General features: G+C 67.4%; 24 protein-coding genes and 1 pseudogene. 15 read left to right on the forward strand and 10 right to left on the reverse strand.

Going from position 1 to position 26,459, the window contains the following annotated elements; translation table 11 throughout:
- The first annotated feature begins 386 nt into the window (after window positions 1-386).
- Both QSK21_RS34220 and QSK21_RS34225 read left to right on the forward strand, forming a co-directional pair.
- The gene (locus QSK21_RS34220; protein WP_285701859.1) at window positions 387-2,021 is read left to right on the forward strand and encodes an RNA polymerase sigma factor; all 1,635 of its coding nucleotides are present in this window, start codon (window positions 387-389) and stop codon (window positions 2,019-2,021) included.
- A 79-nt stretch (window positions 2,022-2,100) separates the two neighbouring features.
- A complete protein-coding gene (locus QSK21_RS34225; RefSeq protein WP_285701860.1) occupies window positions 2,101-3,099 on the forward strand; it encodes an adenylate/guanylate cyclase domain-containing protein in 999 nt (332 codons plus the stop codon).
- A gap of 15 nt (window positions 3,100-3,114) precedes the next feature.
- Here QSK21_RS34225 and QSK21_RS34230 read toward each other — a convergent pair whose 3' ends face one another.
- Together QSK21_RS34230 and QSK21_RS34235 are read right to left on the reverse strand one after the other, a co-directional pair.
- Window positions 3,115-3,672 carry a dihydrofolate reductase family protein gene (locus tag QSK21_RS34230; protein ID WP_285701862.1) on the reverse strand — a complete coding sequence of 186 codons (558 nt, stop codon included), beginning with the start codon at window positions 3,670-3,672 and terminating at the stop codon, window positions 3,115-3,117.
- Window positions 3,673-3,713: 41 nt separating this feature from the next.
- Window positions 3,714-5,030 carry an FAD-binding oxidoreductase gene (locus tag QSK21_RS34235; RefSeq protein ID WP_285701863.1) on the reverse strand — a complete coding sequence of 439 codons (1,317 nt, stop codon included), beginning with the start codon at window positions 5,028-5,030 and terminating at the stop codon, window positions 3,714-3,716.
- Window positions 5,031-5,652: 622 nt separating this feature from the next.
- Between QSK21_RS34235 and QSK21_RS34240 the strand changes: the two genes are divergently transcribed.
- Both QSK21_RS34240 and QSK21_RS34245 read left to right on the forward strand, forming a co-directional pair.
- Window positions 5,653-6,060 (forward strand): hypothetical protein, encoded by a 408-nt coding sequence (locus tag QSK21_RS34240; RefSeq protein ID WP_285701864.1) that lies wholly within the window; start codon window positions 5,653-5,655, stop codon window positions 6,058-6,060.
- A gap of 14 nt (window positions 6,061-6,074) precedes the next feature.
- The gene (locus QSK21_RS34245) at window positions 6,075-6,932 is read left to right on the forward strand and encodes an alpha/beta fold hydrolase (protein WP_285701865.1); all 858 of its coding nucleotides are present in this window, start codon (window positions 6,075-6,077) and stop codon (window positions 6,930-6,932) included.
- Between the two features lie 557 nt (window positions 6,933-7,489).
- Here the strand turns inward: QSK21_RS34245 and QSK21_RS34250 are convergent.
- Window positions 7,490-7,677: pseudogene (locus QSK21_RS34250) on the reverse strand (DUF397 domain-containing protein).
- A 344-nt stretch (window positions 7,678-8,021) separates the two neighbouring features.
- Window positions 8,022-8,123, reverse strand: coding sequence for a DUF397 domain-containing protein (locus QSK21_RS36305; protein ID WP_352231369.1), 102 nt, complete (start codon window positions 8,121-8,123; stop codon window positions 8,022-8,024).
- 100 nt (window positions 8,124-8,223) lie between these two features.
- Between QSK21_RS36305 and QSK21_RS34255 the strand changes: the two genes are divergently transcribed.
- The 4 genes from QSK21_RS34255 (at window position 8,224) to QSK21_RS34270 (ending at window position 10,327) form a co-directional block, all read left to right on the forward strand.
- On the forward strand, window positions 8,224-9,087 hold the full coding sequence (locus QSK21_RS34255; RefSeq protein ID WP_285701866.1) for a helix-turn-helix domain-containing protein: 864 nt from the start codon (window positions 8,224-8,226) through the stop codon (window positions 9,085-9,087).
- Between the two features lie 10 nt (window positions 9,088-9,097).
- On the forward strand, window positions 9,098-9,307 hold the full coding sequence (locus QSK21_RS34260; protein ID WP_285701867.1) for a DUF397 domain-containing protein: 210 nt from the start codon (window positions 9,098-9,100) through the stop codon (window positions 9,305-9,307).
- Window positions 9,308-9,551: 244 nt separating this feature from the next.
- The gene (locus tag QSK21_RS34265) at window positions 9,552-10,067 is read left to right on the forward strand and encodes an ATP-binding protein (RefSeq protein ID WP_285701868.1); all 516 of its coding nucleotides are present in this window, start codon (window positions 9,552-9,554) and stop codon (window positions 10,065-10,067) included.
- Window positions 10,068-10,156: 89 nt separating this feature from the next.
- Window positions 10,157-10,327, forward strand: coding sequence for an ATP-binding protein (locus QSK21_RS34270; RefSeq protein WP_285701869.1), 171 nt, complete (start codon window positions 10,157-10,159; stop codon window positions 10,325-10,327).
- A 203-nt stretch (window positions 10,328-10,530) separates the two neighbouring features.
- Here QSK21_RS34270 and QSK21_RS34275 read toward each other — a convergent pair whose 3' ends face one another.
- The 5 genes from QSK21_RS34275 to QSK21_RS34295 all read right to left on the reverse strand — a co-directional run bounded on the left by QSK21_RS34275 (window position 10,531) and on the right by QSK21_RS34295 (window position 20,288).
- Window positions 10,531-13,719, reverse strand: a complete 3,189-nt coding sequence (locus tag QSK21_RS34275) for a type I restriction endonuclease subunit R (RefSeq protein ID WP_285701870.1) — start codon at window positions 13,717-13,719, stop codon at window positions 10,531-10,533.
- On the reverse strand, window positions 13,716-14,936 hold the full coding sequence (locus QSK21_RS34280) for a restriction endonuclease subunit S (protein WP_285701871.1): 1,221 nt from the start codon (window positions 14,934-14,936) through the stop codon (window positions 13,716-13,718). The genes QSK21_RS34275 and QSK21_RS34280 overlap by 4 nt, the downstream gene beginning before the upstream one ends.
- Window positions 14,929-16,536 (reverse strand): class I SAM-dependent DNA methyltransferase, encoded by a 1,608-nt coding sequence (locus QSK21_RS34285; protein WP_285701872.1) that lies wholly within the window; start codon window positions 16,534-16,536, stop codon window positions 14,929-14,931. Before QSK21_RS34285 ends, QSK21_RS34280 begins: the two co-directional genes overlap by 8 nt.
- Before the next feature lie 26 nt (window positions 16,537-16,562).
- Window positions 16,563-18,662: a hypothetical protein gene (locus tag QSK21_RS34290; protein ID WP_285701873.1), complete on the reverse strand. Its 2,100-nt coding sequence runs from the start codon at window positions 18,660-18,662 to the stop codon at window positions 16,563-16,565.
- 63 nt (window positions 18,663-18,725) lie between these two features.
- The gene (locus QSK21_RS34295; protein WP_285701875.1) at window positions 18,726-20,288 is read right to left on the reverse strand and encodes a DNA recombination protein RmuC; all 1,563 of its coding nucleotides are present in this window, start codon (window positions 20,286-20,288) and stop codon (window positions 18,726-18,728) included.
- 389 nt (window positions 20,289-20,677) lie between these two features.
- Here QSK21_RS34295 and QSK21_RS34300 point away from each other — a divergent pair, with 389 nt between their 5' ends.
- Window positions 20,678-21,235, forward strand: a complete 558-nt coding sequence (locus QSK21_RS34300; RefSeq protein WP_285701876.1) for a DUF4352 domain-containing protein — start codon at window positions 20,678-20,680, stop codon at window positions 21,233-21,235.
- A gap of 274 nt (window positions 21,236-21,509) precedes the next feature.
- Here the strand turns inward: QSK21_RS34300 and QSK21_RS34305 are convergent, their stop codons facing one another.
- Window positions 21,510-22,436 (reverse strand): helix-turn-helix domain-containing protein, encoded by a 927-nt coding sequence (locus tag QSK21_RS34305; protein WP_502871626.1) that lies wholly within the window; start codon window positions 22,434-22,436, stop codon window positions 21,510-21,512.
- A 130-nt stretch (window positions 22,437-22,566) separates the two neighbouring features.
- Between QSK21_RS34305 and QSK21_RS34310 the strand changes: the two genes are divergently transcribed.
- The 6 genes from QSK21_RS34310 to QSK21_RS34335 all read left to right on the forward strand — a co-directional run bounded on the left by QSK21_RS34310 (window position 22,567) and on the right by QSK21_RS34335 (window position 26,071).
- Entirely contained in the window at window positions 22,567-22,938 is a 372-nt protein-coding gene (locus QSK21_RS34310; RefSeq protein ID WP_285701878.1) for a nuclear transport factor 2 family protein, read from the forward strand.
- A 25-nt stretch (window positions 22,939-22,963) separates the two neighbouring features.
- Entirely contained in the window at window positions 22,964-23,695 is a 732-nt protein-coding gene (locus QSK21_RS34315) for an NIPSNAP family protein (RefSeq protein WP_285701879.1), read from the forward strand.
- Between the two features lie 529 nt (window positions 23,696-24,224).
- Entirely contained in the window at window positions 24,225-24,965 is a 741-nt protein-coding gene (locus QSK21_RS34320) for a hypothetical protein (protein WP_285701880.1), read from the forward strand.
- Between the two features lie 24 nt (window positions 24,966-24,989).
- On the forward strand, window positions 24,990-25,142 hold the full coding sequence (locus QSK21_RS34325; RefSeq protein WP_285701881.1) for an FAD-dependent oxidoreductase: 153 nt from the start codon (window positions 24,990-24,992) through the stop codon (window positions 25,140-25,142).
- A gap of 42 nt (window positions 25,143-25,184) precedes the next feature.
- A complete protein-coding gene (locus QSK21_RS34330) occupies window positions 25,185-25,361 on the forward strand; it encodes a hypothetical protein (protein ID WP_285701882.1) in 177 nt (58 codons plus the stop codon).
- 203 nt (window positions 25,362-25,564) lie between these two features.
- A complete protein-coding gene (locus QSK21_RS34335; protein WP_285701883.1) occupies window positions 25,565-26,071 on the forward strand; it encodes a geranylgeranyl reductase family protein in 507 nt (168 codons plus the stop codon).
- Window positions 26,072-26,459: the final 388 nt, after the last annotated feature.

Consider the following 26,459-nt stretch of genomic DNA (forward strand, 5'->3'; position numbering starts at 1 on the left):
GCTACCGGCTCAAAGACCGCGACCTCGGCCGCGTCCCCGCGGCCAAGACCGACAACTAAAGATCAACAATCGGGTGGGTCACGGTTCACCCGGAACAACCGGGTCACGATTGGGCCGGGATTGACACCAAAGCGGCCGGGTTGTGAATGGGGCTTGGTGCCATTCCGTTCGTCCGCCGGGGCGGGCACTCAGCGTGCCTCCACATGATCACTCCGTGAGTTCGGTGAAGGTGCGGCGCGCGTTGTCCGTCTGCATTGGGACACCTTCATCGTGATTTCAGGGATCAAGTGGTGCGGATGGGGTCAAGGGGTGTATGCAGGGTGAGTCGAGTGTCTTGACACGGCCCCGCGAGGGCGGGTCTCCCCATGCCGGTGCCGGGAGCGTGAATGCCCAGGTGGTCCTCGTCCGACGTCGCGGCCGACCGACGGCTGGTCCAGAGGCTGAACGACGGCGACGCGAATGCCCTGGCCGCGCTTTATGACACCTACGCTGGGCGGTTGTACGACTACGCCTTGTCGATGACCGGCGAGTACAGGATCGCCGCCGATATCACGCACGACACGTTCATCGACGCCGCCCGCCGCGCCCCCCGGATGCGGGATCAGCAGCGATTGCGTTCGTGGCTGTACGGGGCGGTGCGGCGCCGTTGCGTGCAGCGCGCCAGGTCGCGGGTGTTGTACTGGGAACCCGACGTGGACTTCGGTGATGTCCGGGGCCATTCCGAGGCGCCGAGAACGATGCGTTCCGGCCCCTCGCGGAAGCCAGGAACGGCGCGTGACCCGGTCGAATCCAGTGAATCCGGCGAGCCGGGAGATTCCAGCGAGCCCAAGGCGGAGGCTCCCGCCGGCGCGTCGCTTCACGGTGTCCTCGCAGCGGCGATGCGAAGTGCGCCCGACGAGGACTCTTCCAAGTCCGTCCCAGAACGTCCCGAACGCGCACCCGATGCTCACGAGCCGCCGCCTTCCTCCGAACTGCGCAGGCTGCTGGACGGCTCCGTGGCGAGGCTGGAGCCCTGTGACCAGGAGGCGCTGCTCCTCGCCGTTCGGCACGAACTGTCCGCCGACGAGATCGGGAGCGTGCACGGCGTCTCGCCGCGGCGGGCCGCCACCCGGGTCGCCCGCGCCCGGAACTGCCTGGACGAGGCGTACAAGACCGAGGTGAAGGTGGCCACCGAACGGTGCGCCGCCGGCCGGGCGGAACACCACCGCGAGTGCGCCGACTGCCGGCGCCGTGCCGGTGTGGACCCCACGGCGCTGCTCGCTCACGCGTCCGCGCCCGTCCTCCCGGCGTCGCTGCGCCACCGCGTCCTGCACACGGCGACCGACCCCGAGCTGGCCGGGTACCGGAACGACATCGCGGCGCGCGGCGGTGCGCTGACGCCGCACGGCATGCCGACCCAGCCGGACATGGCGTCGCCGTACACCAAGCGCTGGCTGTTCGCCGGGGGCGGCATGGCGGGCGCCCTGGTCACCGCCGTTCTCGGCGCGATGCTGATCGGCCCGGGGCTGGGCGATCCGACGATCTACTGGCCGCCGTTCCGGGCGCGTCCGCAGCCGTCCGTCACCGACCATGTGCCGAGGCAGCCCCAGGGAAGGGGGCCCGGCCAGGAGACCCCGAGGGACGGCGTCGCACCCAGCGCTCCGGGTGCGCAACCCCCGGTCGGCTCGCAGGGACAGGACGCGTCACCGCCCGGCACCGGTGAGCCGTCCTCGCCCGCCCCACCACGACCGGGGACGCTGATCGTCACGCCGGCGCGGGTGGAGCTGTACATGAAGAAGACCGCCACGGTCCGGCTGGAGGCGTCGCGGGGCCCGGTGTCCTGGAACGCGACAAGCTCCTCCGATCAGCTCTCGGTGTCGCACCCGCAGGGTGAGCTGGACGCGGACGCCACCGCCGACGTCACCGTCACGCTGCGCACGCGCCTGATCAACCTGCCCGGACAGGCGACGCTGACCTTCTCCGACCCGACCACCGGCACCACACGCACGGTCACGGTGGTGTGGGGCGCCTCACTGCTCTGACCGGGCGTCGCGCGGGTTTGACCGCTCTGATCTCACTCGCCACCATTGCGGCATCGATCGACGGCGAACAGAGGTGGCCATGGCCGACCCGACCGATCCCCGGGACATCGAGGAGACCCTTCTCGGCGGCCCCCTGCGCTACACCCGACGGCAGGTCGAAGAACGTTCCGGAGTCTCGGAGGACTACGCCCGCGCCATCTGGCAGGCCCTCGGCTTCCCCACCCCGCCCGACGACGAGGTCGCCTTCACCGACGGCGACGTGACCGCCCTTCGCGAGATCAAGGACCTGCTGCGGTACGACCTCGTGGACGAGGAGATGGTGCTGCGCCTGTCCAGGGCGGTCGGGCAGACGATGGGACGGCTGGCGGGCTGGCTCGGCGACGTCTGGCTGCGACGGCTCAGCGAACGCCTGCCCCCGGACGAGCCCGTCACGGAGGAGGCCGTTCTGGCGGCCCTCGCCGCCACCGAGGAACTGCGTCCCGCGTTCGAACGCCTCCTGATGCACGGATGGCGCCGCCAGCTCGCCGCCGCCGGCATGCGCGCCGCCGGATCCACCGCCACGGCCACCGCCGACCCGGCCGCGGGCACCGCCCTGCTCGCCGCCGGCTTCGCCGACATCGTCTCGTTCACCCGGCTCAGCCGCGGCATGGAGGGGCCCGCCCTCGCCGACCTCGTGGAACGCTTCGAGTCGACCACGACCGGCCTGGTCGCCGAGCACGGCGGCCGCGTGATCAAGACGCTGGGCGACGAGGTGCTGTTCGTCGCCCAGGATCCCGCGGCCGCCGCCGAGATCGGGCTCAACGTCGCCGAGCGCGGAGAGGAGGACCCCGACTTCCCGCGCGTCCGCGTGGGCATGGCGTATGGGGAAGTCATCCTGCGCCTGGGCGATGTGTTCGGAACGCCTGTCAACCTGGCCGCGCGCCTCACAGCGACCGCCTATCCGGGCAGCGTCCTTATCGACACCGCCCTCGCGTCCGAGCTCACGTCCACGACGTTCGCGACCACACCTTTACGACCCCGGCCACTCCAAGGGCTGGGCAGGGTGCGGCCGTACCTCCTCCGCCGTGGCCGTCCCTGACGCAGTGGGACGGCGTCAGGACGCGGAGGCGGACCGGTAGGTGAGGATGACGATGCCGCTGTCGAGGACGGTGGTGTCGGTGAGCTCGAACCTTCCGGACGATCCGGTGCGATAGAGCAGGTCGTCGGCGGTGCCGCTACCGACGAAGAAGGGGTGCACCCACAGGTGCAGCTCGTCGAGCAGTCCCTCGGCCATGAACGCATGGGCCAGCGGACCGAAGCCGTACTGAACGATGGAGACGCCGGGCCGCCGCTTGAGGTCCCGGACGGCCCCGATCGGGTCTTGGCCGATGACGGTCGTGTTGTTCCACGTCGGCTCGGTGAGGGTGGTCGAGACGACGTACTTGGGCAGCGCGTTCAAGCGGTCGCTGAGCGGGTCGCCGGAGCGGCTGGACCACACCGGGGCGAACGCCTCGTAGGTGTGGCGGCCCAGGAGTACCGCGTCGCAGCGTTCCAGGAGCCTGGTCTGGACCTGACCGCCCGCGTCGCTGAAACCGCCGAGCGATGGCCAGTCCTGCGGGTTCTGAATGATGCCGTCGAGCGTGACGTACGTGGAGTTGATGACCGTGCGCATGGCGGGCTCCTTGGACATCGAGCGAAACGGCGCGAACGCGCTCACTCTCCGGGTGGGATATTGAGGTTGATCCGGAAGGTGTTGTGTGGGTCGTACCGGACCTTGAGGGCGGTGAGCCTGGCGTAGTCGGCCGGGGTGTACGCCGCCGCCACACGCTGCGGGGTGCTGTCCTCGACACCGGCGAAGTTGAGGTTGGTCCCGCCGGTGCTCCAGGGACGTAGCGCGTCCAGCATCTCGTCACGCCGCCGCAGCGTGTCGGGGTCTGGGACGGCGCCGGTGAAGAACGAGAACTCCGCGTCGCGGCCTCCCACGCAGTTGGGAACGCGCGGCGGACGGGCGTACGCGCCGCCGAAATGCCGTAGTTCGGCCACGAGCGGCGAGCCCGGTCCCGCCAGTGCGGAGATCAGCTCGACGGTCTCCGGAGTGAGCTCCTTCAGCAGCACGTTGCGGTCGTACGCCACGTACGGTTCGTCGGCGGGGTCGTGGTGGATCGACCCGACCTCGGCGTAGGGCATCTTGCGTACCGTGTCCAGCAGGAGAGGGCCGCCCAGCTTGCGCAGCGGCCGCACCAGGCGTTCGCCCTCGGCTATGTCACCGCTGTGCGCGATGCGGAGGTGCACGACGAACCGGCCGCGCAACGGCTCCGGTACGCCGGGCAGGTCGGGCTGGTGCGCCAGCAGCACCGAGGACGCCATCGTCTCGGGCACCCGCCGGGTCCATTCGGCGTAGCCGTGCAGAACCTCGGCGGTGGCCTCTCCCGCGAAATACAGCCCGCCCCCGTACAGGTAGGAGACCGGGAACAGGTCGATCTCCATGCCGACGACCAGCCCGAAGTTGTCCTTGCCGCCGCGCACCGCCCAGAACAGGTCGGGATCCGATTCGGCCGTCACGTCGCACGACCGTCCGTCGGCGCCGACCAGCCGCACGCGGCGCACATGGTCGGCGGCGAAACCGAACCGGCGCCCCAGCAGCCCGGCACCGCCGCCCATGGTGTAGCCGACCGCGCCCACGCTGGGACTGGAGCCGTTCAACGGCGCCAGCCCGTGCCAGGTGGCGCGCTCCACCACCCGTGTCCATCGGGTTCCCGCCTCGACCCAAGCCGTCGCGGCGGCCGGGTCAACGGTGACACCGTCCATCCGACTCGTGTTGACCAGCACGGCCCCGTCGGCGGGGACCGCCTGGCCGTGCCCGGTGGCCATCACCCCGACGGCCTGATCCCGCTCGGCGGCCATTCGCACCGCGGCGATCACGTCATGTTCGTCCGCCGCTGCGACGACGCAGGCCGGATGCGACTCCGCCGCCCGGTTCAAGCCCAGCCGCTCAGCGTCATAACCCGGTTCACCTGGTCGAATGATCATTGTGTTCATGCGGGTGAACGTATGCGAGGCGACCCGTCCGAGGCTTGCAGGAATCGGTCACGACGCCGGGGCCGCCTGAGCGCGGAAAGCCGCAGCACTCAGGACGGGGGGCGGGCCGCGCACATCGGCGAGCCTTGAGAACGGTGCTCCCGCGTCATCCCTCATCGACGGCGAGCTCGTCCGCGTTGTGGAGAAGTCGCCCGGCCACCTACGGGGTCGGAGCCGCGATCCCGCTGGACGCGCTTGTCGTCGCGCGGATCCGGAACGTGCGCAGGAAAAGCGGGGGCGAAGGTCCGCAGCGGCCGGTCGGGCACGGTCAGGCGCCCCGTGACCTTGCGTGTGGCCGGTAGTTGGTTCGGAGAAGGGTGCGCGGCGTGAGGGTGGCGTCCGCGGCCAGGTCCGGCCCGCCGATGGCGGAGGACGATCCTTTACCCACGGCGACGCACGTGCCCGGCGAACGCTGGAGCCGACCGACGGCGTGTCGACGGCCGGAATCGTGGCGGAATGACCATATATCTCCTGATTTGGCCGGATATTGGTAATCGCACGGTCGATGGGCCCTTCGAGGCTGGGTAGAGCGCCCGTTATCGCCGGAACGTCCAGTACGAGGAGGGGACGATCGATGACCGCACCGACCCGTGCCGCACCAGCCCGGGAGTGGGCCGACGCCTTCGCCGCCGCCAGCAACGAGGATCCCGAGATCCAGGCGCACGGGAAGTACTTCACCTGCACCTACCTGCTCGACGCCACCGAACGCAGCTACGCGATCAAGATGGAGTCGGGCCGGGTGACCGAGGTCACGGTGGATCCGGGTCCGCTCGACGTCCCCTACGAGTTCGCGATCCGGGCGACCCCGGAGACGTGGCGGGGGTTCGGTGAGCCCGTACCGCCCCCGATGCACCACGGGATCTGGGCGGCCACCTTCCAGCGCGACATGCGATTGGACGGGAACATCCTGGTCCTCATGCAGAACCTGCGATGCGTCACACGGCAGATCGAACTGCTCCGCACCGTCGGCTCGCCCGTCTGAGAAAGGAGATCACCGTGAGCAAGGTATCCCCGGTCACCGGGCACTACGTGACCATCGAGGTCGACGGCGTGGAGTACAAGGTCTTCTACCTCGAGAACGGCACCGGCCGGCCGCTGGTCTGCCAGCACACCGCCGGCTGCCACAACCACCAGTGGCGCGGCCTGCTGGAGGACGAGGAGATCACGGCGAACCACCGCGTCATCGCCTACGACCTGCCCCGCCACGGCAAGTCCGACCCGCCGGAGAACGTCGAATGGTGGAAGGAGGAGTACACCCTCACCGCGGACCATTTCGTCAACTTCATCGTCGCGCTGTGCGACGCCCTCGAACTCGAAGACCCCATCTTCATGGGCTCCTCCTTCGGAGGAAACGTCGCGCTGCAACTGGCCCTTCGACGACCCGACCGCTTCGCGGGCGTCCTGTCGGTCGAGGGCGCGGACTATTCGCCCGGGTTCTACCTCGACTGGTGGCAGCACCCGCACGCCAACGCCGCCCAGGTCTGCGCGAGCGGTGTGTGGGACCTGATGGCGCCGCAGTCACCGGAGGCCGACCGCTGGAAGACCTGGTTCTACTACACCCAGGGCTCCGAGGCGTTCAAAGGCGACCTGTACTTCTACTCCGTCGACCACGACCTACGAGAACGCCTACAGGAGATCGACGGGAACCGCTGCCCCGTCGTGATGCTCACCGGCGAGTACGACTACCTGACAACCCCAGAGGACAGCGCCCGCACCGCCAAAGCCATCGAGAACGGCAGCTTCATCAAGATGGAGAAGATCGGGCACTTCCCGATGAGCGAAAACCACTCGGTGTTCCGCGGATACCTCCTCGAAGCCCTGAGAATCCTCGAAACCAAGAAATCGTCCGTCTGAGCGACGCCCCACGGCTGACGCAACATTCGGTCTTCTTGGCTGGACGGCCACGACCAGCGGCACCTCGCGGCGGCGCGTCCAGCACGACGGACACCGCTACGGCTACGGCAGCCGCGGCGTGGGTGGCGCGCCCGCCACTACCCGCCTGGGCGGTGACGCTGGCCCAACGGCTGCACGAACACGGTCACTTCGACCGGCCACCCGATCAGATGATCGTGAACGAGTACCTACCCGGCCAAGAAATCAGCGCCCGACAACAGGCGCGTGCCAGTGCGCCTCGAAGTCGGGGCAGCCTGTGCATGATGAGCGGCCCGGCACGATTCCTCTGGCGGCACGCCATCCCGGCCTGCAAGACCGACCCCGGCCCGAACGGACGAGTGCCCCGCAATCGACGGGTATCGGTGACCCTGCGTACGATCCTCTAGCCGAAAGCCCTACCGCTGACCCGCCCACCAAGGGTTCCCGCATCCCACCAACACACTGAACTGCGGCAACACCACACCCAAGATCAAATCAACGTCGGCGCGCCGGGTCGGCGGGCTCGCGTGGCCGGCCGATCAGCGTGTGTCGGCGGCGGATCGGACTGCGCTGCGCAGGGCCGCGCGCGTCACCAGGAGGACGGGGCCGCCGGAATCCTTGCTGTCTCGTACCGCCACCACCCGGCCGCGTCGGCCAGCTCGACGCAGTTGCCGCCGCTGGAGGTGCTGCGGCTTGACTTGTGCCAGGTGGCGTTGTTCAAGTCCATCTTTGGGGGCCACCTTCCTGATCAGTTCACGCAACATCTGGCCTGCGAACGGAGAGCGACGAGGGTCTGTGCAACCGCAGACAGGTCTGCGGGGTCGTCGGTCGTGGACGGAGGGGTGGCTGGGTCGGTGGTGAACGGTCACGCCGGTCACGTCCGCTAGCTCGACGCACTAAGCATCGTTGGTCGCGCGACATGTCTTCGGTGAGCGCCCGCGAGTGATGTTTTTCGGGGTTCGCGTGGGGGCATGAGGTTGTGCCTGTGGGGGTGCGGCGGGTCGTTCGGGTCCGGGGACGGGACGACTCGGCGCTGATCGGTGGTCGGGGCGGCGCGGGGGTGCTGCCGGGTCAGCGTTTGCTGATGGCGGAGTGGACGGCGGTGCGCAGGGCTGCGCGGGTCAGCAGGAAAACGAGTCCGTCTGGGTCCTTGCTGTCTCGTACCGCCACCACGCCGGGGACTGGGAGGAAGGCCGTCCCGTGGCCGGGCGGACGTGGCTACGCTGCATGTGCGTGGAGGCGTGACGGTCGGTGTTCGAGGACGCGGGGTGGGGTGTTGATCAGTCCGTATGTGCGTCGGCTGCGGCTTGCGGCGGAGTTGCGTGAGCTGCGGGAGCGGGCTGGGGTCTCGGCGCAGGAACTGGCCAAGCGGTCGGGCGTGTACCGGCAGATGATCAGCAAGCTGGAGAACGCGCACATCGCGCCGAGTCAGGAGGATGTGCAGCGTCTCCTGGATGTCCTTGGTGTCGAAGGTGACAAGTGGACGCAGCTCGTGCAGGTCACCGCTGAGGCGGCGTCGCATGGCTGGTGGGAGTCGTCGGGGATCGGTGAGCGCCAGGCCAGGTTCGCCAATCTGGAGGCCGGCGCGAACGTGATCCGTGAGTACCAGCAGAATCTCATCCCGGGTTTGCTGCAGACGGAGGAGTTCATCGCCACGCGTTTGGCCAACACCGAGCTGCCCTTGCCGCCCGATGCCGAGGTCACCGGCGTGCTGAAGGGGCGGGTCGGCCGGCAGCGGATGCTGCATCGTCCTGCCGGGCCGTCGTATGAGGTGATTCTGGATGAGGTAGTGCTGCGCCGTCGTTCGGTCCCTGCGGACGTGTTCCGACGCCAACTCGATTACATCGTTGATCTGTCCCGGCGGGATGAGCGGGTGACGGTGCGGGTTCTGCCTGTGGACGCTGAAATTCCGGGGTACAACATCCCTGAATGTTCGTTTTCGATGTACACCTATCCGGATGACGGCGACCCCGGGGTGGTGGCGTTGGAGGCGGTGACCACCGACCTCGTCCTCACCGATTCGGACCAGACCGCACAGTTCGAGATGGTGTACGGAGGTCTCGTCCGTGCGGCCCTGTCGGTCGAGCGGTCACGCGAGATGCTGGCGGACGTCGCAGAGTCCCTTCCCTCGCACTAGGAAGATCATCATGACCAGTCGCGAACGCCACGTGGGGTGGCGGAAGTCCTCATACAGCGGAACGGGCAACAACTGTGTCGAGGCCGGGCGGGTTGCTCGGCGCCGGGTCGGCGTCCGGGACACCGCGTCGGGCGATGACGGGCCGGTGCTGGAGTTCGGGGTCGGCGCTTGGGCGGCGTTCTTGGCGGAGGTCCGGGAGGGAAGGCATCGCCTGCTGTAGCCGGTCGACGAGCAGGGGTCGAAGTGTCGCACTTCGACCCCTTTCTGCGTTTTGAGTGACGGCATGGATGCGCAGTGTCAGCGAATCCCTTGCAGGGCGGTGTGGACATTCGCATACTCATGACTGTCACAGCAGCAGGACAGTTGGTATCACGGCATCTGTCTCTGGGTGGTAGAGCGTGCCCCACGAGCTACCGAGATCCGGCTGTCGTCCATCTGCAGGCTCACAGTCAGGAGCGACAACGATGTCTGTGCCACCGACCGCGCCTCCGCGGCTCGACGAGGCCACCCTCGGCACCAGGCCCCCGCTGCATGATGGCGGTGACTGCAATGAGGTAGTGGGGCTGGCCGCCCTGCCGACCGCGATCCCTCTGGTGCGTTCGTTCGTGCGGGCCAAGCTTTCGGCCTGGGGAGTGGAGACTGATCACGGCTGGGAGTGCCAGCAGGTTCTCTCCGAGTTCGTCACCAACGCCTTCGACGTGACGGGTGAATCGCTCGCCGGGGAGTCGCTCGACCTCGACGGCCTGGCGATGATCCTCGTCCAGCTTCGCATATCGGCCAAGCACCTCATCGTGGAGGTCCGTGACTTCGGGGATGGCCGTCCGGAGATCCCCGCAACGGGGGTCAACGACGAAGGTGGGCGCGGCCTGCGGTTGGCGACGATGCTTGCCGGTAAATGGGGTTGGTACCCCGTCACGGCGCCGAGCCGGGGCAAGGTCGTTTGGGCCTCATGGGCGCTCGACCGGAAAGCCGCTTCGTGAGGCTACGTCCGACGCTTCGCTTGTTTATCCGACGCCGTTCGTTCGTTCCGCGCCCCTGCGCTCATCGTTCCGACGACGGCGCGCTGTGGATGGAGGTCCAGGACGCGACCTGCGACCTGCCCTGCATGCAGCGCGCCGACACCATCAGCGAGGCCGGACGGGGCCTGTTCATCGTCGACCGGCTCTGCCGCTGCTGGGGCGTCCGCCCGCTGGCAGGCAACAGCGGCAAAGTCGTCTTCGCGGTCCTCAATGCCTCATGAAGACCACGTGGAGGTGATGCGCGCACGGCGGGCTTTGGGGCGTGGGAAGGCGGATGCGGAGATCGGCGGATTCGAGGGTGAGTTCGCTCGGGTGGCTGTCGGCGGCGGCGAGGTTGTTGAGGAGGCACCGGGTTCGGTCGGGCACGACGGCGCTTGACCGAGGTCGGCACGGCTCAGTTCGATGCGAATCTTCGGTTGCCTGGTCAGCGGTCGGCAGCGGGGGACCACTCGTCGGCGAAGGTTTCGAGTTGCTCAATGACCTTCTGGATGGCGTCGGGCTGCTCTTCGGGCGGGTAGCCGTGCCTGGCCAGGAGGCGCTTAATGATGGAGCGCAGTTTGGCCTGGACGTCGTCGCGGGCGGTCCAGTCGGTGGACAGGTTGCGGCGGACGGCCTTGACCAGGTCTCGGGCGATGGCGGCGAGCCGGTCGTCGCCCATCAGGGCTCGGACGGTGTCCTTGGCGGCGACCGCGTCGTAGAAGGCGAGCTCGTCGTCGCTGAGGGCCGGGTTGAACTGCCGGCCTCGGTTGGCGTCGGCGGCGACCTCCTTGGCCATCGCGACGAGTTCGGCGATGATCTCGGCGGCGGTGAGGTTCTGGTTGGTGTACTTGCGCATCAGGTCCAGCAGGCGGTCGGAGAAGCTCTGCCGGCGGACGATGTTGTGCTTGGTGACCTTGCGCATCTCTTGCTGGACGAGTCGGCGCAGTGCCTCGATCGCGATGGCGGGGTGCTTGGCGGCCTGCATCTTCTTGATGTAGGTCTCGTCCAGGTGGGACAGGTCCGGCTGGTCCAGGCCGGCTTCCTTGAACAGGTCGATGACGTCTCCGGCCTCGATCGCGCTCGCGGTGAGCTGCTTCAGGTACAGCTCGACCTCGGCGGGGACGGGACGGCCCTCGGCCTGGCGGCGGGCGGCGTCGAGCTTGACGACCACCACGCGCACGTCCCGGAAGAACGCGATGTCGTCGCGGACGTCGTTCAGGTCGCCGCTGGTCGCGCACACGGCGTAGAGGCGTTCGAGGCGTCCGGCGCAGCGCAGGAACTTCTCCTTGAGCGTCTCCTTGTCGGGGTCGGAGGCGTCGGGCTGGTTGAGCGGGTGCTGCGGGTTCCAGATGTAGTCGGCGGTTCCGGTGACGGCGTCGCGGTGAGCGGTGGGCGTCCCGGCTCGCAGGGTGTGGCGCCAGGGATGGTCATTGAGTAGTACACCGATGCCGTCGAGGAGGTCGCGGACCTTGGTGATCGCCTCGTCCAGATCGCGGCCCATCGGCTTGTTGTGCTGGTCGTCGGTGGTGTACTCGGCCAGCGCCGCGATCAGGTTCTCGTGGAGCGGCGCGTAGCCGACCATGAGGCCGTCCTGCTTGTTGCGGAACGTACGGTTCACTCGCGCCAGGGTCTGCATGAGCTGTGCGCCGCGCATCGACCGGTCCAGGTAGAGGGTGTGCAGCGGGGGCGCGTCGAAACCAGTGATCAGCATGTCCTTGACGATGATCATCTCAAGCTCATCGCCGGCGTCCTTCATGCGCCGCTGGACGGTCTTCTGCTCGCGGGGGCGCAGCCGGTGCCTGCGGAGCTTGTCGGGGTCGCCGGTGGACGAGCTGTAGACGACCTTGATCTTGCCGGTGTTGACGTCATCGGAGTGCCAGTCCGGCTTTATGGCGATAATCTGCTCGTACAGATCGGCGCAGATCTCCCTCGTGCTGCACACGATCATCGCCTTGCCGGGCGCGTCGATGAACGGCCGCATCGCCTCCGACCGCGTCTCCCAGTGTTCGACGATGCTGGCCGCCAGCTTCTCCAGCCGGGCGGGTGCACCGTAGACGGCGTTGAGCGTGGCGGTGGCGTGCTCGACCCGCTTGCGTTCGGTATCGTCCAGGCCCTCGGTCGCCTTGTCGGCCTCCTCGTCCAGCTTCTCAGGGTCCAGTCCCTCGGGCAGTTCGAGCTGGATCAGGCGGTTCTCGTAGTAGACGGGCACCGTGGCGCCGTCCTTGACGGCCCGAGTGAGGTCGTAGACGTCGATGTAGCCGCCGAAGACATCCTGGGTGTTGCGATCGACTTCGGAGACCGGCGTGCCGGTGAAAGCGATCATCGTCGCGTAGGGAAGCGCGTCGCGCAGGTGCCGGGCGTAGCCGTCGAGGCTGTCGTAGTGGCTGCGGTGCGCCTCGTCCACGATCACGATGATGTTGCGGCGGTCCGACAGGAGCGGGTGCGCCCGTCCGGCGTTCTTCTCCTCGGTCGTCCTGCTGAACTTTTGCAGGGTCGTGAAGTAGATGCCGCCAGTGCGCCGGTTGGACAGCTCGGTGCGCAGGTCGTTCCGGCTGTCGACACGGACCGGCTTCTCCGGCAGCAACTCGCTGGCGTTGAAGCCGGCGAAGAGCTGGTCGTCCAGGTCGTTGCGGTCGGTGATCACCACAATGGTGGGATTACCGAGCGCCGGGTGCTTGAGCACCTGATTGGAGTACAGCTCCATCTCGAACGACTTGCCGGACCCCTGGGTGTGCCAGACCACGCCGGCCTTGCCGTTGCTGCGCACCGCCTCGATCGTCTGACCGACCGCCTTGGACACGACGATGTACTGATGTGGCTTGGCGATCCGCTTCTGCAACCCCTCATCCGACTGGGCGAACGCAACATAGCCGGTCAGCAGCTCCACGAACCGGCGGTGGTCGAACAACCCATGCAGCGTCAGGCACAGCTCGCTGTTCTCCCACTCGGCCGCGGGCTGCTCCACGGGCTTGCCCGCCTCGTCGACGTTCCAGGGAGCGAAGTGGTTGTAGGGGGTGAACGCGGTGCCGTACCTGGTGGTCACACCATCCGAGACCAGGCACACCACGTTGCAGCGGAACGCCTCCCACATGTCCTTGACGTAGGCCATGAGCTGGGCGTGCGCGGCCTCGGGCGTGGCCCGCTCGTCGCTCATCTTCTTCAACTCGAAGACCGCGACCGGAAGCCCGTTCATGTAGAGGACGACGTCGAAGCGGCGCCGCTCCTCGCCCTTGACGACCATCACCTGGTTGGCCGCCACGAAGTCGTTGCGGTACGGATCGCTCCGGTCGATCAGATGGACGGTCGGATGCTGCTCCGCGCCGTACTCATCGACGTAGCTGATGCCGCGGATTCCGTTGGTCAGGTATCCGTGGATCCGGCGGTTCTCCGCCTTCGCGTCCTGCGACTGCGGCGACAGCACCAGCGTGACGACCTCGTCCACGGACGAAGCGGGCAGGTCCGGGTTGATTCGGACGATCGCGTCCCGCAACCGGCTCGGGATGATCAGCTCGTCCCAGGACTCCCGCTCACCCGAGCCCACGGCGATCTGCCTGCCGTGCTTGTACTCCCAGCCGAGCTCGCCAAGCGTGCCCAGCACGTCATGCTCGAAGTCGGCCTCGCTGTAGCCACTCATACAGCATCCTCCACGACCTTCTCCGCGTCCCTGATCCTGACCTGGCCGGACATGAGCTTCGGCAACAGTGCATCACGCAGTTTGGAAAGACTGAGCGACTCTTGTTCAGCGAGCAAGGCTCGATCCCAAAGCGGCCTCAATCTGTCATCGAGGCGGGAAAGATACGTCTCGTCGGGTACACTTACGGGCTCATCCAGATGATGGCGCTGGATGTGCCCCATCGTGGTTGCTTTGTCTGCCGCAATCCGCTGAAACTCGGCCAATTTCGATTGCAAGATCTCATGTAGCAGCCACGACGGCATCCCACCTTTCGGGATAACCTTGAAGATGTGCTGGTTTACGATAGCTTCGTCCCGAAACCAGCGTGCGACGCGAAGTGACCCCGACCAAGCAAAAAGCACGTCCCCGGGACGGGCAATGTGGTTCTCCGGAACCTTTATGTCGTTGTAGATGGTGGAACTCCCCGGCCCCGAGTTCAGTTCTGCGATGCGAATCACCATTCGACCGGTTCCCGAAGCGTTCTTGGTGAAAGCGCGGCCATTGACGAAGTCAGCAAGCGACGACAGCGGAACCTGAGTGACGAACGCTTGCTGCTCTTGCAGGAACTTTGTGAGGTGGAGGTAGCGAAGGCTGTCCGCTTTCCTGGCGATGCGGTCGTTGACGGCGATCTTGTCATCGAGCGCCTCCAGAATGCCTGCGATGACATACTGCTCGCCGCGCGGTGGCAGGGCGACGGGCAAGGCGCTGAGGATTTTGGTGTTCAGATTCAGCATGGTCGCGCCTACGGCGTGGCGCGTTATCCACTCTCGAACCTGGGGGTGGCCGAGATAGTAGGAGACGAACAGCGGGTTCGCCTCAGAACCTATGCGCACTCTGAGGCAACCAGTACCACATAGCCATCCTTGCTGCTCTTTCCTTACGATAGCCCGGCGCGTCACATCTCCTCGCCTAGAGTAGACGATATCTCCTTCATCGAGTAGGAAGCTGGACAGGCGATTGACGTCAGCATCACTGATGCGGGCGATCCCATCATCATTGATGACATTGTCTCCGATGTTCTGCGGCATCACGCTGGGAGTTCCTGCGGGAACGTAATCCGAAGCGTGAAGTTGGCTTCCGTATGGCCCGGTCTGAATACTGCCCCCACCAGCGGCGCACACGTTACCCAGCGTTGTGATTTCCCAGTGCTCTGGAATAGGGAATAGCAACTCAGACATCGAGATTCTCCAGCTGCTTCCTGATCGTCTCTTCGAGGCGGGCGGACTCTTCGAAGTGGGTGAAGAGTTCCTTGGTGAGGCGGTCGAGCTTGTCGGCGATGGGCTCGTCGTCCTCTTCGGCCTCAGGAGCGCCGACGTAGCGGCCGGGGGTGAGGATGTGGTCGGCTGCGCGGATCTCGTCGGTGGTGGCCGAGTAGCTGAAGCCGAGCTCGTCCTCGTACGTCAGGCCCGCCTCGCGGGCGCTGGGGGTGCCGCGCCAGGCGTGGTAGGCGTTGGCGATTTTCGCGATGTCGTCGTCGGTGAGGATGCGCTCGGTGCGGTCGATCATCGTGCCCATGGTGCGGGCGTCGATGAAGAGCGTCTGGCCTTGGCGGTCGGTGTGGCCGGCGCGGGCGGATTTGTCCTTGGTGAAGAACCACAGGCACGCGGGGATCTGCGTGGTGCGGAACAATTGCGGGGGCAGCGCGACCATGCAGGCGACGAGGTCGTTCTCCACGAGGGCGGTGCGGATGTCGCCTTCGCCGGACTGTTTGGAGGACATCGAGCCGTTGGCCATGACGACGCCGGCGCTGCCGCGGGTGCCGAGCTTGGAAATGATGTGCTGCATCCAGGCGAAGTTGGCGTTGCCCGCCGGTGGGGTGCCGAAGCGCCAGCGGGGGTCGTCGGTCCGGCGGTACCAGTCCGACATGTTGAACGGCGGGTTGGCCAGGATGTAGTCGGCCTTGAGGTCGGGGTGGCGGTCCTCGTAGAAGGTGTCGGCCCACTTGGTGGACAGGTCGCCGCCGATGCCGTGGATGGCCAGGTTCATCTTGGCCAGTCGCCAGGTGCGCTCGTTGGCCTCCTGGCCGTAGACGGCGATGTCGTCGCGGCGTCCCCGGTGGTTGAGGACGAACTTCTCGGCCTGGACGAACATGCCGCCCGAGCCGCAGCACGGGTCGTACACCCGCCCCTTGTAGGGCTCAAGGATCTCCACCAGGACCTTGACGACGCTGGCGGGGGTGTAGAACTCGCCGCCGCGCTTGCCTTCGGCGCGGGCGAACCTTTCCAGGAAGTATTCGTAGACCTCGCCGAGCACGTCGCGGGCGGACTTGCCGTCGTGTCCGGTGAAGCGGGCGTCGCTGAGCAGGTCGACGAGTTCGCTGAGGCGTCGCTGGTCGACGTTGTTCTGGTTGTAGATGCGGGGGAGGACGCCGGCCAGGGACCGGTTGGTCTTCATGACCGCGTCCATCGCGGCGTCGATCAGCTCGCCGATCGCGCCGGACTTGGCCTGCGCCGCCAATTCGGGCCAGCGGGCCCCCTCGGGAACCCAAAAGACGCCCTCGCGCTCGTACTCGTCCTTGTCGTCCAGGAACGACTCGTGTCGCGACTCCGGCACGCCGTCGGCGATGAGTTCGTCACGGATCTGGCCGCGGCGTTCGGCGAAGGCGTCCGAGACGTACTTCAGGAAGACCAGGCCGAGGACGAAGTCCTTGTACTGGGCGGCGTCCATCGAGCCGCGGAGCTTGTCCGCGGACTTCCACAGGATCGCCTTCAGCTCCGCCATCGTGGACACGCCTGGCAGTTCGGTTTGTCCGGCGGGGGCCTTCTTGCGGGGCGGCATCTATCTCCTCTATTCGGGTCGTCGCGTCAGACGATGGGGTTGGCGAGGGTCAGGGTTCCGTCGGCGAGGCCGGTGGCGGCGATGCGGCGCAACTCGTCCAGGGCGGCGATCTCGCGGCGGGCGCGGTCTTGGCGGTCGTCCAGGTCGGCCAGCAGACGGTCCAGCCGCTTCACCTCGGACGGAGGCAGCAGCGGCAAGGCGAGTTCCTGGAGGCGCTGCGCCGGCCGGATGGCTCCGTCCGCCCGTCCCGCGCGGTCCAGCAGGGCGGCGAGCACGCGCGGGGTGAAGTGCTTCCTGCCGCCCTCCTCGATGCGCAGGATGCGGGCCGGGAACTCCACCACCGAGTGACCATCGTGGTCGACGGCGGCGGACGGACGCGGCGCGGTGGTGATGATGACGTCGCCTGGCTTGCTATGCCGGGCACCAGGGCAGGTTCTCTCGAACTCGATGCGGTCGACGCGTCGGCTACCAGGTGCGCTCTCACCGAGGACTTCCGGAGGGCCGAAGACGGCATACGAGTTCGTTGTGTTCACCGTGCTGGAAGCAGGGCGGATGAGACCGGCCGGCAAGCGCGTGCCCTTGCGAAGCGACAATGCCTTCGGTCGGCCCCTGCCGGAAAGCTCCGCGATGGTCGCGGTGCGCGGCGGACGCGGCCTGGGGACGGCGGACAGATCGCTGTTGAGGCGAGGCGCGTCCGGCCGGGCCTCCCATGCCACGCGCTCCAGTTCGAGCGCGCGAGCAACGCGTTCGGGCACGTCCCAGCGCAGATCGTCCTGCGACGGCAGGTAGCGCGGGAGCATCGGACGCGGCGAGGCGATCAACGCGCTGACCGGGGTCGCGACGGTGTGGACACGGCGATGAGCGTCAGGATCGAACCGCTCGTCGCGCCAGGCCACCACGTCGGTGATGAGGGCGTCGACCAGCCCGGGAGTGAGAGCGCGGTCGGAAACGTCCGCCAGCAGCACCTTGCCGCGCTCCCCCACCGCGTAGTCGGCGGTGAGCACCCACAACGCGAGCTCGTATCCGGGGCGGTAGGGGACGAGCCCGCCGGGCAGCCGGATGACGGCCTTGACCGAACCGGAGGCCAGGAGTTGTCCGCGCAGGACCCCGGCATCACTGGTCGGGTCGAGCGCGGTGGTGGTGTCGGCTGGCGCGACCACGATCGCGGTCGCACCGTGGGGCAGCGGCAACAACACGTCGTTCAGGGCGTTCAGTGACAGCGCGGCGGAGCGTTCCTCGGCCGGGCGGTAAGGCAACTGGGTGACGACGATCGTGGCCTCGTCCAGGCAACCCTCTGGGTCGGTGCGCACCTCGTACTCGACCTCGGGGACGTCGCGGACGGCCAGGCGCCGCCGGGTCAATCGCGCCGCCACCGGGTCGCCGCAGCAGGCGGTGACCCGCAGGAGCTGGTCGTCGCGGAGCGTGCCGGCGACCGCGATCAGCAGGTCGCCGACTCCGGCGTACGGGTCGACCAGCCGTACCTCGCCGTCCCGGTCGGCGCGGGCGCGGGCGTCGGCCAAGCCCGCGACCAGCGATTCCAGCACCGGATCCAGCCGACTGGACGACAGGTCGGCCGCGCCGAGGCGATCGCGGACCTGCATGATCCGTTCAAACGCCCCCTGGGTGCTCCAGGCGGCCTCCACCAACTCGTCCACCGCGGCCGGCAGCCAGGACGCGCGCAGCCCACGGATCTCCGAGGCCAGCAGGTCGTCGTCCGGGTCGGACTCGTCCGCCCGCTCCCGCAGGCGCGCCATCAACCCCGGCGCCCCGTCGTCGAGCGGCTCGTCGCCGGACAGGTGCCGGAGGCAGATCAGCGCGGTCAGCGTGGGGATCAGCGCGCTGGACGGCAACCGGGCGCCGAGCCGGGCGAGCGTGTGGATCCGAAGGTCCCCTTCGATCTCGCTCCGCTTGGCCCGCCCGGTCTCGACCAGCCAGTCGACGACGCGCGCGGCGTCGAAGAGCTGCTGTCCCCGCTCTTCGGTCGCCGGCTGCGGGAAATCGGGGTAGCGGCGGCGCCAGGTGCTGACGACCGGCCTTTTCACGTCCGCCAGCTCGGCGATCTCCGTCATGGACATCAGGAGCGCCTCGTCACGGGCGACCTGCACCGTCAGCACCTCCCTTCCCACGCGCGATCGATGGTAAAGCAACATCCTTGTCTGAACCATCAAGTCGACCGATAACAACCCTTATCAATCACTTTCTCCGGTCACCTCGGATTCGTATTCCGTGGACTCCATCGCCTGGACGGGAGGCTCGGCCGACGCCGCCTCCAACAGTTCTGGAGCCTTCAGGGACCGGACGGAACCGTTCGCCTCGGTCAGCCGATGCAGGTCCTCATCGACGACCCTCAACTCCTTGAACTTCCGTGCCGTCACCATCACGCGGCCTTCGAGCGAGGCGATGGCCTCGTTGTAAGCCTTCACCGAGCCGTCCAGAGAGTTGCCGAGCCGCTTGAAGTAGGTCGCCATCGTCGTGAGCCGCCTGTGCAGTTCGCGGCCCAGATCGTGCACCTGGCGGAGGTTCTCCTGCAGCGCCGCCTGCGTCCACGCGATCGCCACCGTGCGGAGCATCGCGATCAGCACCGTGGGCGTCGCGATGACCACACGCTTCTCCGCCGCGTACTCCACCAGGCGGGGGTCCTTGTCGAGCGCGGCCTGCAGCAGCGCCTCGCTCGGCAGGTACATCACCACGAACTCAGGGCTTCCGGCGACGTGCCAGTAGTACTCCTTGCCCGCCAGCGTGTCGATGTGCTTGCGCACGTGCCGGGCGTGGTCGGCCATGTGGCTGTCCCGCTCGGCGTCATCGGTGGTTTCCAGGGCATCCAGGAACGCGGCCAGGGACACCTTCGCGTCCACGACCACCCGCTTGCCGCCGGCCAGATGCACCACCATGTCGGGACGCGACGACCGCTCGTCGCCCTCGATGTGCTTTTGCAGCTCGAAGTCGCAGTGCTCCTTCATGTTCGCCAGTTCGACCGCACGCTTGAGATGCAGCTCACCCCAGTCGCCCCGGACCTGCGGCTTGCGCAGCGCGTCCGCCAGTGCCCGGGCCTGCCTGCTGCTCTGGGCGCTCACGTCCGCGAGCACCTTGAGCTGCTCGCTGAGCCGGCTCTCGTTGTCGCTCCGCTTGGCATCGAAGGTGCTCAGCCGCTGGGCCATGTCCGCCAGCCGCTCAGTGATCGCGCGACTGGCCGACCCCAGCCGGTCGTCCGCAGTGGCGATCAGCCGGTCCTGCGAGGACTCCAGCATCTTCGTCACGAACGCCTCGAACTGCTCGGTCTGCTGCCGGGTGGTGTCGTCGCGCAACTTGTCCAGCTCCTTGCGCGCCGCCTCGACCTGTTCCTGCTCTCGGCGCAGTCCTTCGCACTCCTGGCGGGCGACCGCCAGATCCTGCTTGGCCTCCGCCAGGGTCTGCTTCTGCCGGTCGACATCCCACTGGAGCCTTGCCGCGGTCTGCTGGCTCTGCTGCAGCCGCTCCTCGAGGGAACGGATCTGCTGAACGCTTTCCTGCACCGACTCCTTCAGGAGCGCGTTCTCCTTGTCGGCCGCCTGGAGCTTTTCCCGCGTCGTCTCCAGGTCGCGGTCGAGTCGTACCGCCTGCTCAGCCCGCTCGTTGTACCGCGCGGCCAGATCCGCCGAGGATGCGTCCGCCCGTTCGGCTCGGCTGCGGGCCTGGTCCCGTTCCGAACGCAACTCGTCGGCCTGCGCCCGTGCCTGGTCACGCTCGACCCTGACGACCTTCTGATCGGCCAACAGCCGGCTCCTCTCCGTAGCGGATCGGCCGCGTGCGAGCGCATAGCCGGTGACACCGGCGAGGGCGCTTGACAACAGACACAGGACGACACACGCAAGAACATTCATGGTGGACCCCCGGGGAAGACGGCCGACGCGGTCCTCGACGACCGGACGGCGTGGGAAGCGGGCGTACGACTCAAGAGGTTCGCGGTGACCTGTGAGCCGCAACGAGCCAGAACGTTACGCCGCCGGGTCGGCCGAATAATATGTATGACTCTGATAACTCGGGTTATCGAGGAAGAGTGATGGCCTACGGTGCCGAGGCTGCCTACGTTGTGGGTCGCCGCGGCAAGCCAATCCGCTCGCCGACGGCGCCACCGGCACAGCCCTCACACCCAGGAGTCGAAATGAGAAAGTCCCTTCTCGTCCTGCCGGTCCTGCTGTCGTTCGCCCTCGCGGCCTGTGCGGGCACCGAGGTGACCAGCAACCCGGACAACAAGCCCGCCGCCTCGCAAGGACAGGAGACCTCGCCGAAGGAGCAGGGCGGCCGAGCCAAGATAGGTGACACCATCACCCTCGACAGCGGCCAGGACGGTCTCAAACTTGAAGTGACCGTCGTGAAAGTGGTCCCGTCGGCCAAGCCCAAGGACGAGTTCAACGTGCCCGAGCCTGGACACCGGTTCGCAGCCGTGCAGATCCGCCTGAAGAACGTCGGCTCCACCACGTACGACGACTCTCCTGGCAACGGCGCGCAGCTCATCGACGACGAGGACCAGCAGTACAACGACAACCTGAACGAGATCGCCCTCGGCCCCTCCATCGGTGCCTCCGTCAAGCTGGCGCCCGGCAGCAGCCGCAAGGGGTACCTGGTGTTCTCCGTTCCCAAGAAGGCCAAGCTCAGCAAGTTCCAGTTCACCCTGGACAGCGGCTTCGGCCCCCAGGCCGGCGAGTGGCTCCTGAAGTAGCCGCTGAAGGCACTGCCTGACCGTCGGTTAACGGCCGGGCGCCATAGAGGCCATGGTGAGCAGCAAAAACGCGCCCCTCGCCATTGACACCTCAGACGAGGGGATGCCTCACCAGCCGCTCATCGTCGGAGTGCGCGGTCAGCGGCATGAGAGGACGTGGCCGAAGGCGTCCGGTCTGTTCGCTTTCTTAAGACACACCCGAAGGTGTCGTGGATACAACTGATGCCCGAACGGTGGTGCATGGCCTCGGATCGAGGGACCTCGACCCTCGCCCTCACGACCTCAGGAAGGCGGTGCGGTAGTCGGTGGGCGTCACACCGACGCTCTGGCGGAAATGCCGGCGAAGATTCGCCGCCGTTCCCAGCCCGCTGCGTCGGCTGACCTCGTCGATCGGCAGCCTGGTGGATTCGAGGAGGGCACGCGCGCGGTTGAGACGCTGGGTGAGCAGCCACTGTAGGGGTGTGGTGCCGGTGGCGGAATGGAACCGCCGGACGAACGTTCGTGGGCTCATTCGAGCCCGCCGGGCGAGCTGGTCGACCGTCAGCGGTTGGGCGAGGTGCGCACAGGCCCAGTCCAGGACCGGGGCCAAGGTCTCCTTGTCCGTTCTAGGCATCGGCGTCTCGATGTACTGCGATTGGCCGCCGGAACGGTGCGCCGGTACGACCATTCTTCGTGCGACCTGGTTCGCGACGTATGCCCCGAGGTCCCGGCGAACCAGGTGGAGGCACAGGTCCAGCCCGGCGCTGCGGCCCGCGCTGGTGAGCACGTCGCCCTCGTCCACGTACAGCACCGACGAGTCGACCTGGACGTCCGGGTGACGCCGAGCCAGGGTGTCGGCGTGCTGCCAATGGGTGGTGGCGCGTCGGCCGTCGAGAAGTCCGGCGGCGGCGAGCGCGAAGGCCCCGCTGCACAGGGAGACCATGCGGGAACCGGCGGCGGCGGCACGGCCGAGCGCCTCGGTCAGCTCCGCCGGGACCGTCCCACCAGGCTTCAGGCAGGCATGAGGCAGCGCGGGCACGATCACGGTTTCGGCGTCGCAGAGATCATCCAGCCCGTAGGGCGTGTGGAACATGAAGCCGGACTCCGCCCGCGTTCCCCCCGGCCGGACGGCGCACAGCCGAAGGTCGTACCAGGGATCGGCGAGATCGGGCCGTGCGGTGCCGAACACCTCCCAGGCGATGGCCAGCTCGTAGAGGGGCATGTCGTCGATCGCGACCAGCGCGACGGAACCAGCGCTCACGGGTGGCAGTGTAGGTCGGTGGCAGAAAATTTTTCAACATTGGCATTCCTGCCACTCGAACCTCATGACCTGCGCTGACATGATTGCCGCCATGACGAAAAGCGAACTGCTCGGCGCCTTCGGTGAGGCATGGCGCGGCAGGGACATCGACCTTCTCATGTCATTCATGACCGACGACTGCGAGTTCCGCGCCTCGGTGGGCAACGGGCCGGGAACCGTTTTCCAGGGAAGGGACGACGTACGGCGAGGATTCCAGATCGTGCTCGGCTACGACCGTGAGGTGACCCAGGTCGACCTCGGCCTGGTCTTCGTCTCCGGCAATCACGGAGCCGTTCAGTGGACCTATGCGAAGGCCGACGGCACCAAGGTCTACGGCTGCGATCTCTACGAGTTCTCCGGAGAGCGTATCCGAGTCAAGGACGCCTATCGAAAAGTTCACGCAGAACTTCCCGGCGTCAACTGATCGAACACATACAGGGGGAGCGAAGATGAATGATCTTTCCATCGTCGAGTTGCGGCAGTACACCCTGCATCCGGGCCGCAGGGACGAGCTGATCGAGCTTTTCGATCGGAAGTTCGTGGAGACCCAGGAGGCCACGGGCATGCGTATTCTGGGTCAGTTCCGCGACCTGGACGATCCGGACCGGTTCGTCTGGATGCGCGGCTTCCGGGACATGGAGTCCCGCGGCCGCGCCCTGACCGAGTTCTACGTTGAAAGCGAGACATGGAAGGTTCACGGTCCGGCCGCCCGGGCGACCATGGTCGATTCTAAGAACGCGCTGCTGCTTCGACCGGTCAACCACGACTCGGGCTTTCCGGTCACGTCGTCCAAGCGACCTCCGATCGGGGCAGGTGCACTTCCCCGATCACGCCTGGCGGCCACGGTCTGTACCTTGATCGAACCAGTCACAGACAAGTTCAGAGCCTTTTTCCAGGACCACGTCATCCCCTTGTTGAAAGCCGCGGGAGCAGCACCTTTGGCCTATTTCGAGACCGAGTACGCCGAAAACACGTTCCCGCAACTGCCCGTACGGACGGGTGAGCACGTCTTCACCTGGTTCGCGTTGTTCGCCAACGACGACGCCTACGACACCCATGTCGAGTATCTCCACAGGTCCGTCGAATGGAGGGAGGTGGTGCGACCCGAGCTCCAAACCCATCTCAATGACGCCCCCCGGCAACTGAGACTGGCCCCCACAGCAAGATCGCTACTGCGCTGATCCGGGCTGCGCCACAGATGGTCGCCGACGTCGCTCCCTCGGCCAACGGCCCAGCGAAGCCGCGCGGGCAAGGAACGAGCCATCCTGGACCTGCTGAGCCGACATGCGAAGGGAACGAACCGCCGATTCGCGCCGCGTACCCTGCCAGGGCACTGCGAAGGCCGATTCCACCTACGCAGGCGGGCGCCTGGAGGGTCGAGTTGACCGGCTCCCCGGACCTGCCCTCATCAGGTACGCGGGTTCGGGTACTGGCGACGGAACTGGCCAGACCCAGCCGCCCACCGGTGGGCAAAATGACCCTCCGCAAGAGGGGGGCCAACACGGTGGTGGTCGATGCGTCCGGATCGGTCGGAACCAACGGCGGGCGGGTCAAGGACTATCCATGGGAGTTCGCCGATGGGACTATTGCCCATGACACGAAGGTCACTCATACCTAGACCCAGCCCGGCACCTACACCGTCACCCTGGCCGTCACCGGCACCGACGGCCAACTGGGGTTCGGTGCCGGTCCTGCGGTCACCGTCGACAAATGAGCACCGACCCGCCCGCCGCTGACGCGAGGGGTTCACCGATGACCGTGACGGCCTGTGTGCTGGTGATCGTCGCCAGTGCCGTCCTGCTCAAGGGCGTGTACGACTGGGCCGGCCAGCCCACACAGGTCGCTGCGCGGCCGCTGCAGCATGATCGGCTGGTGGTGTACATCGCGGCCATCGTGGTGATCGCCGGGGCCGGCCTGTTCGCCATCACCGGGGCCAGACCCGCGGCGTTTGCGATCGTGGTGACCGCGGTCATACCCGTGCTGGTGATCCTGATCCTGCCCAAGTCAGCCGCGAACTGGGTGGCACTCGTGCCCAGCTTGGTGACGGTCACGCTGGCGGGGGTTCTGGCGGTACGCGCGGTCGTGGTGCCGCACGCGCAGGTGGCACCACTGGCGGTAGTGGCCTTCGCTGTGGTCATGGTGGCAGGCGGCATCATGTTCGTGGGGCTGCTGGACTTCGCGTTCAGCTTCGGGTCCACCGAGGAGTCTTTGCGCACGAAGAGCGCGGGCCGCCGGGTGGCCTTATTGTCGGGTGTGGTGCTGGTGTGGGCGCCGGTGCTGTTGATGCTGGACGGGCGCCGGTGGGCCGCCGCGGCCACCGCCCCCATGGCCTTAGTGGCCTTGTCTATGGCGGTACGGCAACTGGCGGAGTGGGCGGCAGTGGTCTCCCTGTTGGCCGGTCCGTCGGCGGTCGCGGCGACCATTCAGGCGATGTTCACCTCCCGACGTTGAAACCCCGGGATCGGAGTCGTGGTGGTGACTGATCCGATCGACGTACTGGTGGTCGGCGGTGGTCCCTCCGGTGCCGTGGCGGCGGCCGTCTTGGCCCGGCGTGGCCTGCGGACGCTGGTGGTCGATGCCGGGGCGTCACCCGCCTCGCACGAGGTGGTCCTCACCGTCCGGCATTAGCTGCGGCGGCTCGGTGGCCTGCCCGAGGCAGGCGTCCGCGAGGTGACGGCTCTAGATCTGTGGTTCGGCGGCCGGACCCGCCGCCAGATCGCTGATGCCGGGATGGCAGTGTGCGACCTCGCCCGGCTCCGCGAGTGGTTGCTGCAGGCCGCCCTCGGCGCCGGTGCTCAGCCGCTGGTCGGCGAGGTCGCCGTCCTGAGGGCGTCAGAGCATGGCTAGCAGGCGGTTCTGTCCGATGGCCGGACTTTCGACGCCCGCCATCTCATCGTCGCTGCCGGGCCGGACGCCGCCCGCCGCATCGCCTCCGACGACGGCACGGGCGGGGACGGTAGGGGGACGACGGCAGGAGACCCGACCGCGGACGGCTGAGGTGCGCTCGGCGATTGGGCGGGATCCCGCCCTTGGACCGGGTCCTACTGCAGATGGTCACCCCTGACACCAACGATCCGAAAGTCCAGCCATCGTGTACCTGGCTGCTGCCCGGCCGCGACCATCACAGCACCGTCGGCGTCATCGGCAGTGGCACGGACCCCGACACCTTGATCAACGACGCGCTGGCGATGCTGTGTGCCGCCGATCCTAGGCCGGGAGCCGCTCGCCCGGCCGGTCCCCTTAGCTGCGCCCCGGTCGACAGCGGATCTGCTCCCGACCATGCGATAGCCGATGGGCGGCTGCTCGTCAGCGACGCCGCCGGACTGGTCAATCCGTTCACCGATGAGGGACTGAGTTATGCGGTGCAAAGCGCGCTGCTGGCCGCCAAATCCACCGCACGGTGCCGGAACGATCCCGCGGTGGCCGCACGCCACTACACCCACGAACTCCCCCGGGCCTTCGTGGGCTACTTCGAAACCGCCCGGCATGCCGCGCGCCGCTACCATCTGGCCTGGAAAGACCCGGTCTGGCTGACCCGCTACAACGCCCACCGCTAGTCAGGCCGCCGACCCGTCCGGCGCGTGGGTCCTGCTGGCCGTCATCGCCGCCGTGAGCTACCAGTCGCGGCGCATGTCCTGCCATGCGGTGATGCGGTGGAAGGGGCAGACTGCCGGGTCGTGCTGATCGTGAACATCAGCGGCCCGGAGGAGGACCTTGCGGCGTGCCGAGGCGGCCGGCCTGCCGCGCGCCGAGCGCGACCGTGAGGCGGGCACGATCACGATTCGCGAGACCCGGCCCGATGACGACCTGGACCCCGATGACACCAAGTCCGAGAGCGGCACCCGCACGGTCACGTTTGACTCGGTGACGGCCGAGGTACTGGATGAGTGGGAAGACCAGCAGGACGCCGAGCGCGCCGCAGCCGCCGAGCTCTGGGTAGAGACC

It is taken from the genome of Actinomadura sp. NBRC 104412 (genome assembly GCF_030269515.1).
Taxonomy (GTDB): domain Bacteria; phylum Actinomycetota; class Actinomycetes; order Streptosporangiales; family Streptosporangiaceae; genus Spirillospora.

What these genes read in the sequence shown, in the direction of transcription:
- QSK21_RS34235 (WP_285701863.1), bottom strand. Translation starts at nt 5,030, where the DNA reads ATGATCATTCGACCAGGTGAACCGGGTTATGACGCTGAGCGGCTGGGC.
- QSK21_RS34305 (WP_502871626.1), bottom strand. Translation starts at nt 22,436, where the DNA reads ATGCCCCTCTACGAGCTGGCCATCGCCTGGGAGGTGTTCGGCACCGCA.
- QSK21_RS34335 (WP_285701883.1), top strand. Translation starts at nt 25,565, where the DNA reads ATGGTCACCCCTGACACCAACGATCCGAAAGTCCAGCCATCGTGTACC.
- QSK21_RS34320 (WP_285701880.1), top strand. Translation starts at nt 24,225, where the DNA reads ATGAGCACCGACCCGCCCGCCGCTGACGCGAGGGGTTCACCGATGACC.
- QSK21_RS34275 (WP_285701870.1), bottom strand. Translation starts at nt 13,719, where the DNA reads ATGAGTGGCTACAGCGAGGCCGACTTCGAGCATGACGTGCTGGGCACG.
- QSK21_RS34315 (WP_285701879.1), top strand. Translation starts at nt 22,964, where the DNA reads ATGAATGATCTTTCCATCGTCGAGTTGCGGCAGTACACCCTGCATCCG.
- QSK21_RS34230 (WP_285701862.1), bottom strand. Translation starts at nt 3,672, where the DNA reads ATGCGCACGGTCATCAACTCCACGTACGTCACGCTCGACGGCATCATT.
- QSK21_RS34265 (WP_285701868.1), top strand. Translation starts at nt 9,552, where the DNA reads ATGTCTGTGCCACCGACCGCGCCTCCGCGGCTCGACGAGGCCACCCTC.
- QSK21_RS34280 (WP_285701871.1), bottom strand. Translation starts at nt 14,936, where the DNA reads ATGTCTGAGTTGCTATTCCCTATTCCAGAGCACTGGGAAATCACAACG.
- QSK21_RS34220 (WP_285701859.1), top strand. Translation starts at nt 387, where the DNA reads ATGCCCAGGTGGTCCTCGTCCGACGTCGCGGCCGACCGACGGCTGGTC.
- QSK21_RS34300 (WP_285701876.1), top strand. Translation starts at nt 20,678, where the DNA reads ATGAGAAAGTCCCTTCTCGTCCTGCCGGTCCTGCTGTCGTTCGCCCTC.
- QSK21_RS34225 (WP_285701860.1), top strand. Translation starts at nt 2,101, where the DNA reads ATGGCCGACCCGACCGATCCCCGGGACATCGAGGAGACCCTTCTCGGC.
- QSK21_RS34310 (WP_285701878.1), top strand. Translation starts at nt 22,567, where the DNA reads ATGACGAAAAGCGAACTGCTCGGCGCCTTCGGTGAGGCATGGCGCGGC.
- QSK21_RS34260 (WP_285701867.1), top strand. Translation starts at nt 9,098, where the DNA reads ATGACCAGTCGCGAACGCCACGTGGGGTGGCGGAAGTCCTCATACAGC.
- QSK21_RS34285 (WP_285701872.1), bottom strand. Translation starts at nt 16,536, where the DNA reads ATGCCGCCCCGCAAGAAGGCCCCCGCCGGACAAACCGAACTGCCAGGC.
- QSK21_RS34240 (WP_285701864.1), top strand. Translation starts at nt 5,653, where the DNA reads ATGACCGCACCGACCCGTGCCGCACCAGCCCGGGAGTGGGCCGACGCC.
- QSK21_RS34270 (WP_285701869.1), top strand. Translation starts at nt 10,157, where the DNA reads ATGGAGGTCCAGGACGCGACCTGCGACCTGCCCTGCATGCAGCGCGCC.